Annotated in this window: 9 protein-coding genes; 6 read left to right on the forward strand and 3 right to left on the reverse strand. The window is 35.9% G+C overall.

From position 1 onward, the window contains the following. Positions 1–87 precede the first annotated feature (87 nt). Positions 88–954: a diadenylate cyclase CdaA gene (gene cdaA, locus E1171_RS13750; protein ID WP_155206605.1), complete on the reverse strand. Its 867-nt coding sequence runs from the start codon at positions 952–954 to the stop codon at positions 88–90. After that, the gene (gene folP, locus E1171_RS13755) at positions 951–1,808 is read right to left on the reverse strand and encodes a dihydropteroate synthase (RefSeq protein ID WP_246164342.1); all 858 of its coding nucleotides are present in this window, start codon (positions 1,806–1,808) and stop codon (positions 951–953) included. Before folP ends, cdaA begins: the two co-directional genes overlap by 4 nt. A 102-nt stretch (positions 1,809–1,910) precedes the next feature. Between folP and E1171_RS13760 the strand changes: the two genes are divergently transcribed. From E1171_RS13760 to E1171_RS13780, 5 genes are all read left to right on the forward strand, one after another. Continuing rightward, on the forward strand, positions 1,911–2,468 hold the full coding sequence (locus tag E1171_RS13760; protein ID WP_155206606.1) for a DUF1599 domain-containing protein: 558 nt from the start codon (positions 1,911–1,913) through the stop codon (positions 2,466–2,468). Then, entirely contained in the window at positions 2,455–3,546 is a 1,092-nt protein-coding gene (locus E1171_RS13765; protein WP_155206607.1) for a BT_3928 family protein, read from the forward strand. The genes E1171_RS13760 and E1171_RS13765 overlap by 14 nt, the downstream gene beginning before the upstream one ends. Positions 3,547–3,585: 39 nt before the next feature. Then, a complete protein-coding gene (locus E1171_RS13770) occupies positions 3,586–4,143 on the forward strand; it encodes a GNAT family N-acetyltransferase (RefSeq protein ID WP_155206608.1) in 558 nt (185 codons plus the stop codon). A 333-nt stretch (positions 4,144–4,476) separates the two neighbouring features. Further along, on the forward strand, positions 4,477–5,442 hold the full coding sequence (locus tag E1171_RS13775) for an NAD(P)H-dependent flavin oxidoreductase (protein WP_155206609.1): 966 nt from the start codon (positions 4,477–4,479) through the stop codon (positions 5,440–5,442). A gap of 234 nt (positions 5,443–5,676) precedes the next feature. Beyond that, positions 5,677–6,183, forward strand: a complete 507-nt coding sequence (locus E1171_RS13780; protein ID WP_155206610.1) for a shikimate kinase — start codon at positions 5,677–5,679, stop codon at positions 6,181–6,183. 92 nt (positions 6,184–6,275) lie between these two features. Here the strand turns inward: E1171_RS13780 and E1171_RS13785 are convergent, their stop codons facing one another. After that, entirely contained in the window at positions 6,276–7,034 is a 759-nt protein-coding gene (locus tag E1171_RS13785) for a class I SAM-dependent methyltransferase (protein ID WP_155206611.1), read from the reverse strand. 546 nt (positions 7,035–7,580) lie between these two features. On the opposite strand from E1171_RS13785, the gene E1171_RS13790 reads away from it, so the two are divergent. After that, positions 7,581–8,897: MATE family efflux transporter (locus tag E1171_RS13790; RefSeq protein ID WP_155206612.1), on the forward strand; the 1,317-nt coding region annotated here is incomplete at its 3' end.

The raw sequence follows: 8,897 nt of genomic DNA on the forward strand, positions 1-8,897 counted from the left end.
AATAATTTAGTCTTCTCATCTACCTTCTGAAGTAGAATATTGAATACTTATCAATTAAAATTTATTTGAAATTTCTTTCCGCTCCATTTACCCAACATTTAATTCTTTTGTAGAAGAAGAACTTCCTGTTTCTTCGGGGCTGATTTTGGAACCTTCTTCCAATTCCTCAAACATGTATTCATTAATCTTAGTCCTCAACTCTGGTGCAGAAAGGTTATGCATAATATCTCCATTTCTAACGGCAGACATTTGTCCGGTTTCTTCTGAAACAACCAAAACCAGAGTGTCGGTTACTTCTGTCATACCAATGGCAGCACGGTGTCGCAAACCAAATTGTGCGGGAAGATTTTCTTTTTCCGTAACCGGTAAAATACACCGCGCAGCTCTTATGTGATTTCCACTTATGATAACTGCTCCATCATGTAATGGGCTGTATTTATTAAAAATTGAGAGCAAAAGACGTTTTGAAATAACCGCATCAATCATATCACCCGATTCGGCATAAAACTTAAGATCAGAGCTTTTAGAAAGTACAATCAGCGCACCGGTGTTTGTGCCACCCAATGATTTACAAGCTTCTACAATTGGTGTGACATCCAAATCCCTAGCATTTATGTTTCGCTTCCAAAAATGCATAAACATATTTGCTTGATTAAAAACGGTGGTTTTACCGATGAGCAGGAGAAATTTCCGAATTTCTTGTTGGAAAAGGATAATAATGGCAATTACCCCAACACCCATAAATTGTTGGAGGATGAGGGTAAGTAATTCCATTTGGACGGCTTTCACCACCAAAAAAGTTAGGTAAAGAGAAAGAAAGCCTAAAAAAATTCTCACAGCCACACTTCCCTTCATCAAGGTGTACACTTGATAAATCAAAAAACTGACCAATAAGATATCAATGATATCTACCCAGCTTACTTCTAAAAATCCAATGTTGAAACCTAAGATCAATGGACTGTCAATTTAAATAATTTTACGGCTTCTACAGCCTGCTTTACGTCATGTACCCTCAAAATGGCAGCCCCTTTGGAAAGTGCTAATGTATTCAGAACCGTGGTCCCGTTAAGGGATTCTTCCGGACTGATTTCAAGCTCCTTATAAATCATCGACTTCCGTGAAATTCCTACTAAGAGCGGAGCTTCCAATACTTCAAAATAATCTAATTTTTTAAGGATTTCATAATTTTGTGCCAGTGTTTTTGCAAATCCAAAACCTGGATCAATAATTATATCATTTACCCCAAGTTTTCTTAGTTCAAATATTTTCTTCTGAAAATAATCGAGCAGTTCTAACAAAAGGTTATCATAAGAGGTTAAAGACTGCATGGTAGCAGGAGTTCCTCTCATGTGCATCATCACATATGGCACTTTCAACTCAGATACGGTTTGAAACATCTGAGAATCCAGATTCCCACCAGAAATATCGTTAATCATAGAGGCTCCCGCCTCAATTGTCTTTCGGGCTACTGAAGCCCTGAAAGTATCTACAGAAATTTTTGCATCGGGAAAATGTTTCAGTATTACTTCAATTGCCGGAATTACTCTTTTGATTTCCTCTTCAGGACTTATATCCTCAGCATTGGGTCTAGAGGAATATCCTCCTATATCTATTAAAGAAGCTCCTTCGTTTAGGATTCTTTCTGCCTGTGCAAGTATTTCTTTTTCAGTGCAATAACGACTTCTCTCAAAAAATGAATCAGGAGTTACATTTAATATACCCATCACCTGAGGAGTATTCAGGTCAATGATATTTCCCTTTAAGCAAAGTGTATTTTTTCTGGAAAATAGTTTATCTTTCGCTTTCAACTGCAATTTCAATTCTAATATTATTACGGAAATCCGTTAAAGGAAGTATTTGATCAAAGTGATTTTTTTGAGTTACTTCCCAGGTTTTCACTTTTTAAAATTATGGCAAATCAAACTATCAGCGAATATACTCAAGTTATTAGGGCTTGTAAAGAGGTTTTTGAAAAGAAAACAAAAGATTATGGTACAGCATGGCGAATTCTTCGTTTGCCATCTATTACGGACCAGATCTTTATAAAAGCCCAACGTATTCGTTCTATTCAGGAAAAGGGAATGCAATTGGTTGGAGAAGATATTAGCAATGAATTTATTGGTATTATTAACTATTGTGTCATGGCCTTGATGCAAATAAAATTGAAAGATAATACCAGTCTGGAATTGAGCTATGAAGAATTGGAACCTTTATATGACCAAACTACAGGAGAAATCATGGATTTGCTTAAAATGAAAAACCATGACTATGGAGAAGCCTGGAGAGATATGCGTGTAAGTTCAATGACCGATATTATTTTGATGAAACTTTTGCGTGTGAAACAAATTGAAGAAAATAATGGGGAAACATTAATTTCGGAAGGAATTGATGCGAACTATCAGGATATGATTAATTATGCCGTTTTTTGTTTGATTAAATCTGGATTTTTAAAACATGAAAACTCTTAATAACATTATTCGCTACCTGGTTGGAGCACTTTTTATTTTTTCAGGCCTTATCAAGATTAATGACCCGGTAGGTACGGCTATTAAACTGGAAGAGTACTTTGAAGTATTTTCATCCGATTTTAGTTCCCTATTTCACTATCTGATCCCTTATGCGCTGACTTTTTCAGTGATCATTTGTGCTTTGGAGGTTGTTTTAGGGGTTGCTTTACTAATCCGGTACCGCCCTAAGTTTACGGCCTGGATTTTATTGTTTTTAACGGTATTTTTTACCTTTCTTACCTTTTATTCGGCCTATTTCAATAAGGTGACGGACTGTGGTTGTTTTGGAGATGCTATAAAACTTACTCCATGGCAATCATTTTATAAGGATATTATTCTTTTGTTCTTTGTGCTCATTTTGTTTTTTAGTCGAAAGCATTTCGCTAAAAAGGCCATTAGTTTTGGAAAAGAAATTGTGATGGGCATAGCCATTGTGGCTAATGTATTTATTGCGCGTTATGCCATTGCTCATTTACCTTTTATTGATTTTCGTGCTTATAAAATTGGCGCAAATATTCCACAGTCCATGCAGCCCTCCGAAAAATTAGAGTATAAATACATTATGGAAAAGGATGGGGAAAAAGTTGAATTGGATCAATACCCAAAGGATCCTTCCTATAAGTTTAAAAATATGGTGTTGATTAACCCGGAAGCCCAGCCTACAATTACGGACTATAGTGTTTGGAATGATGAAGGGGATTTTACGGAATACACTTTTGAAGGGGCTAAATTGTTGGTAATTGTGCATGATGTGAACAAAACCGATACCAATAATATGGAAAAAATAAAAGAATTGGCTGCCAACTTAAATGGAAGGGTAGAAACCTTGGTACTCACATCTTCAGATGGTGGCTCATTTGAGGCTTTTCGGCATGAACAGCAATTAGCTTTTCCTTATTATTTTGCGGATGCAACTGTGTTGAAAACCATGATCCGGTCAAACCCGGGAATAATCCTGTTAAAGGATGGAACTGTTGAAGGCAAATGGCATTACAATGATGTTCCGGAGGCTGAGGAGGTGGAGGATTTGCTTTACTGATTATTTTTGATCTAGTTTATTCTCTTCCAAAAGTTATATATGAAATTAACCGTTAGAGAAATTGAATATCATGATATCGATCTAATAGTCGATTATTTTCTTAATTCTACTGCGGAGTATTTGCGAGGAATGGGGGCTGATAAGAATAAGCTTCCAACCAAAATGGGGTGGATGGAAATTTTGCGGAGGGAATATAATAAAGAAGAAAAGGATAAAGAACATTATTATATCATCTGGGAAATTGACAGTAAGCCAGTTGGTCATTGCAATATTAATAAAATAACCTTTGGCAAGGAGGCCTTTATGCATTTGCACCTCTGGAAAAGTGATAGGAGGCGAAAAGGAATTGGATTTGAGTTTTTAAAGCAGACTATACCTTTTTATTTTAGGAATTTTAAATTAAAAGCGCTGGTTTGCGAACCTTTTGCTCTAAATCCTGCTCCCAATAAGATCCTACCAAAGTTGGGTTTTGAGTTTGAAAAAACATATGAAACCACTCCGGGATGGATAAATTTTCATCAAAAGGTAAATCGGTATATTTTAACTCTAAAAAGGTTTAAAGCAGGGTTTAATAACCCAAAAAGTGATACAGTTTAACAGAAATTTCGCTTGAGGATTTTCGAAAAATGGATTTACCTGCTAGGATTCAGTTAGATCATTTTTAGGCTCAAAAGCCATTTGGATTTATATACCTGGGATTTTCACTTGATTTATCGTGAAGGGAAGTAAGCCTTCTTTTTAGGGTTGGAAAATCTCGAGTTTTATTAGGGAATTGTTTCAAGTTTTATTTTCGAGTTTCTATCAAAAAGAAAGGTGATAGTTTAAGTAAACCTTTTTTTAAAGGAATTTCTTGGTTGCTCCTTCTTTATTGGGTTTTTATCTGATTGACTGTGGCAAATAAGAAGAATTAGTGTTTTTTAATATTTATTTATGGATTCGATTAATACTGAATTGACCAAAATGCTTGGCATTCGCTATCCTATCATTATGGCTCCAATGTTTTTGGTTTCCAATACTAAAATGATAATTGAAGGGATAAAATCAGGAATAACGGGAGCTATACCTGCCCTGAATTATAGAACTGGCAAGGAACTGAGGGATGCTATTTTGGAAATAAAAGCCGAATGTGATGGCCCTTTTGGGATAAATTTGATTGTAAATAAATCAAATTTAAAACTAAATGATCAATTGGAGGCATGTGTGAGTTTGGGTGTGGATTTTATCATTACTTCCTTGGGCAGCCCAGAAAAGGTTATTCAGGCGTGCAAACCTAAAGGGATAAAGGTATTTTGTGATGTGGTGGATTTAGAATATGCCAAGAAAGTGGAAGCTTTAGGAGCTGATGCTCTGATTGCTGTTAATAAAGAAGCAGGGGGACATGCAGGCCCAACTCCTGCGTCTCAGTTGATCCCAACCTTAAAAAAAGAGTGTGGAATACCAGTGATTTCTGCCGGCGGAGTTGGTAGAGGAGAGCATTTAAAGGAAAAGCTTGCGTTGGGAGCTTGTGGCATTTCTATGGGCAGTCCCTTTATAGCTTCTTCAGAAGCTGGTGTGTCAAAAGAATATAAAGAGGCGGTGGTTAATTATGGGGCCAAGGATATTGTAATGAGTACTAAATTATCCGGAACTCCGTGTTCAGTTATTAATACCCCGTATGTTCAAAAAATTGGGCATAAACAAAATGCCTTAGAAAGTTTCCTTGGGAAAAATAAGAAGTTTAAAAAGTTTGTGAAGATGTTGACTTTTTACAAAGGAATGAAAAGTCTGGAAAAAGCAGCTTTTAGTGCCACCTATAAAACGGTATGGTGCGCCGGACCTTCAATTGAATATGTGAATGAAATTAAGCCCATTAGTGGAATCGTTTCTTCCTTAATTAATCAGTACAAAAGCGCCTAAAGATTTAATTTCATGTTTTGAAATTAAATTTAGCTGTTTCTCTATGTAGTTTTTGTTTTCATTCGGTTTGATTGGAGAAGGTATCTGATATTGTAATTAATTGGTAATTGGGTTGTCTATTAAGTAATTCATTATCCAACTTTTTAGCGTAAAATATAAATTTAAGAAAAAGGTCGTTTAAAACTTAAGCTGTTTGGTAGGCTTTATTCGAGAAAGCTATTTAAGCCGATATTTATGAATTATTTTTTAACAGGTATGCCGGGGTCTGGCAAAAGCACGTTGGGAAGAAGATTAGCGAAACATCTTTCTTTGGATTTTATTGACCTGGATGTTGAAATCGTAAAAAGGGAAGGTCAAAGTATCAATCAAATCTTTGCAGAAGAGGGAGAAGCGTATTTTAGGGAACAGGAGAAAGAAGCTCTTTTTAAAGTATGTAGAAATCCTAATGAATTTGTGCTTTCCACAGGAGGAGGAGCTCCCTGTTTTTTTGAGAATATGGATTTTATTAAAGGGCAAGGCTTAACCTTGTTTTTAAATGTTTCCCCAGAAGAGTTATGTCGTAGAATGTGGTCAAAAGGACAATCTAATAGACCTTTGTTGAAAGGTTTAACGAAGGAGAAGCTTACCTCAAATCTCCGGGAGAAATTAGAAGACCGCTTACCTTTTTACACCAAAGCCCATCTTGAGATAAAAGGGGACTCAATTTCTTTGGAAGAAATTTTAGAAAGAATAAAAAGGTAGCCAAATTTAAATTAGGGAAATAATTCCCTAAACATATTTAATTATCCTACTCAATAAAAAAATAAATATCAGCAATCTTTAAAATTTTTTATTTACCTCCAATGCCAAGGGAGACGAAAGAAACCTAAAATATAATTGAGTCCTAATAGAGTTCTTCTTTTGAGGGCTTTTATCTTATTTCCTTCATACTGGTATTCAAAGCTACTTTCTCCGCTTTTGATATCGTAGGGTTTTTCTCTTTTATTTTTTTCAATTACCAGTATGCTATCATAATAATGCAAGGAGTTCACTGATTTTGTAAATCCATTTACTTTTAATGAATTCTGGGTGGAATGGTAGGCGTTAATATGATCAATAAAGTTTTTACTGTATTCAATGAAGGTTCCTATTCTTTTATGACCTCCTCCAAAAGAATGCCAATAGGAGGTGTGTAAATCTTCACATAGATAAACCCCATCATCCTTGATGTGATCAAATAATTCTTGAAAGGACACGATTTGCTGTTTCATGGTGTGTCCCCCGTCATCAATAAGGATATCTATTTTTGGAATTTGACTTTTTATTTCTCTTAAAAAACGGCGGTCGGACTGTGAACCAATCAGAATTTCTATGTTTTCCTCTTCAAATTTTTTGCATCGTGGTTCAATATCAATGCCATAAATTTTTGTCCCTTCACCAAAATAATGTTTCCACATTTGCAGACTACCTCCTTGAGAAACACCAATTTCTAAAATCACCGGGTTTTTTTTACGGAATTTTTTGAAATGCCTGTCGTAAATGTCAAAATAATGGTTCCATTTATGAATAAGGCGCTTTTCGTTTTTTTGGAAGTACTGTTCTAAATCGTTCATGCAAATGATTTTTTGAATCGCCCATTTACCAGGATTTAGGTTTGGGGTAATGGAACTTTGTTGGTTTACTTACTTATAAATAGACCAAAAATAGTTTTGAAATGTTTTGGGCTTGATTTGCCTGCTCTAAGGTAGATGAGCAACATCTTTAAAAAGAAATTGTTTGAAGGTGCAGGATTTTATTTTAGCCATTTTCCCTTTAAAAACCTATTAAAAACCAATTCAAATAGTACTAGTTGCGGTAGAATCTACGTTTTACTCTTGGATTTTTTTTTCGTTAAAAATTCCTCTATTAAAGAAAGAAAATAGCCAATGGTTAATTATTAGGTGTTATTTGGTCTGATTTCTAATCATTTAGAGGAATAGATTGGTTAAATCTATTTTTTGAGAGGGTTGTTTAATTTTTTCATTTTTTGGGGATAAAAACCTTGCCTCTTCCTTTACTGAATGCAGGACTAAGAGATAGGTTGGTTTCTTTTAAGATCAAGGTTTGGGTTAGTTCAGGATGATATCCTCCCTTCCTTTTTGCTCTTGACATTATTTGATATGAGAAAAAGCAATGATTTTCTGTTGGGTCAACAGGATGTTGGTAAATCACTGTTTAGCCTGGCTTTTCCATCCTTTTTAAGTATGTTAATTTCCACGCTTTATAATGTAGTGGATACTATTTTTGTTGGTCATTCCGTTGGACCTCTTGGTATTGCTGGAGTGGCTGTAGCCCTGCCTGTTACCACCATTATTACTGCTCTTCATGTTTCCGTATCAAATGGTAGCTCTTCTATAATTTCCCGTTGTTTGGGCGCCCAACAAATCGAAAAAGCAAGAGAGGCCTTTGGGAATTTATTGGTAATGTTATTTATAATAGCTCTAGTTACAGTTAGCACGGGATTTTTGTGGGATAAGAGCATTATAACTCTTTTTGGGGCCGCAGGAGAAGTGAAATCCTATGCAATGGAATACTACCATATCGTTCTGGTTGGAACCCCTTTTCTGGGTTTTGCCATGATGGGAAGTACTGCTTCAAGGGGGGAGGGAAATCCCAGGATTGGGTTGTTCGCCATGATTGTCTCCACTGTTTTAAATACGGTTTTAGATGCGATATTCATTCTAGGAATGAATATGGGATTGCAAGGGGCGGCTTTGGCCACGGTGATCTCTCAAATAGTCTTTGCTCTTCAGTTAGCTTTTTATTTTGGAGGGAAAAAAAGTTTGTTTTCCCTGCTTTTCAATTATTGGAAATTAAAAGCTTCTCTGGTAAGGGAGTCGGTAACCCTTGGTAGTGCAACTTTTGCCCGACAAGGGGCTACCAATATTATTGTGGGAGTGGTAAATAATAGTTTATTGATATACGGTGGGGTTCAGTCTGTTGCTATTTACGGTATTATTTACCGGATTGTGATGGTGAGCCGAGCACCCGCTTTTGGCCTTGTACAAGGTTTGCTGCCCTTGGCAGGTTATAGTTATGGGGCCAAAAACTATGAGCGTCTAAGAGAAGTGTGGCGAACTGCTGCATTTTCTACTATTGTGATTGGAATAATGTGTGTTTTAGGGGTTGAGCTTTTTGCAGAAGATTTTGTCCGAATGTTTACCTCTGATGCTGCTTTAATTGAAAAAAGTAGTTTATCCTTACGGGTAATGACGCTTTCTTTGCCATTTATGGCTTTTCAAATGTTGGGCACTGGATATTTTCAGGCAGTGGGTCTTTTTACACCTGCATTAGTTTTATCCCTTGCTCGCCAGGTTATTTTAATTATTTCTTTACAAATTTTGCCAAAATATTTTGGTATTGAGGGCATATTCGGCTCTTTTCCTGTTTCTGACTTCTTAGCAATGAGTGTTACTTTATCCCTTCTTTTTCCTTTT

The sequence above is a fragment of the Xanthovirga aplysinae genome (genome assembly GCF_009711365.1).
In the GTDB taxonomy this organism is placed as follows: domain Bacteria; phylum Bacteroidota; class Bacteroidia; order Cytophagales; family Cyclobacteriaceae; genus Xanthovirga; species Xanthovirga aplysinae.

What these genes read in the sequence shown, in the direction of transcription:
- E1171_RS13760 (WP_155206606.1), top strand. Translation starts at nt 1,911, where the DNA reads ATGGCAAATCAAACTATCAGCGAATATACTCAAGTTATTAGGGCTTGT.
- E1171_RS13765 (WP_155206607.1), top strand. Translation starts at nt 2,455, where the DNA reads ATGAAAACTCTTAATAACATTATTCGCTACCTGGTTGGAGCACTTTTT.
- E1171_RS13770 (WP_155206608.1), top strand. Translation starts at nt 3,586, where the DNA reads ATGAAATTAACCGTTAGAGAAATTGAATATCATGATATCGATCTAATA.
- E1171_RS13775 (WP_155206609.1), top strand. Translation starts at nt 4,477, where the DNA reads ATGGATTCGATTAATACTGAATTGACCAAAATGCTTGGCATTCGCTAT.
- E1171_RS13780 (WP_155206610.1), top strand. Translation starts at nt 5,677, where the DNA reads ATGAATTATTTTTTAACAGGTATGCCGGGGTCTGGCAAAAGCACGTTG.
- E1171_RS13785 (WP_155206611.1), bottom strand. Translation starts at nt 7,034, where the DNA reads ATGAACGATTTAGAACAGTACTTCCAAAAAAACGAAAAGCGCCTTATT.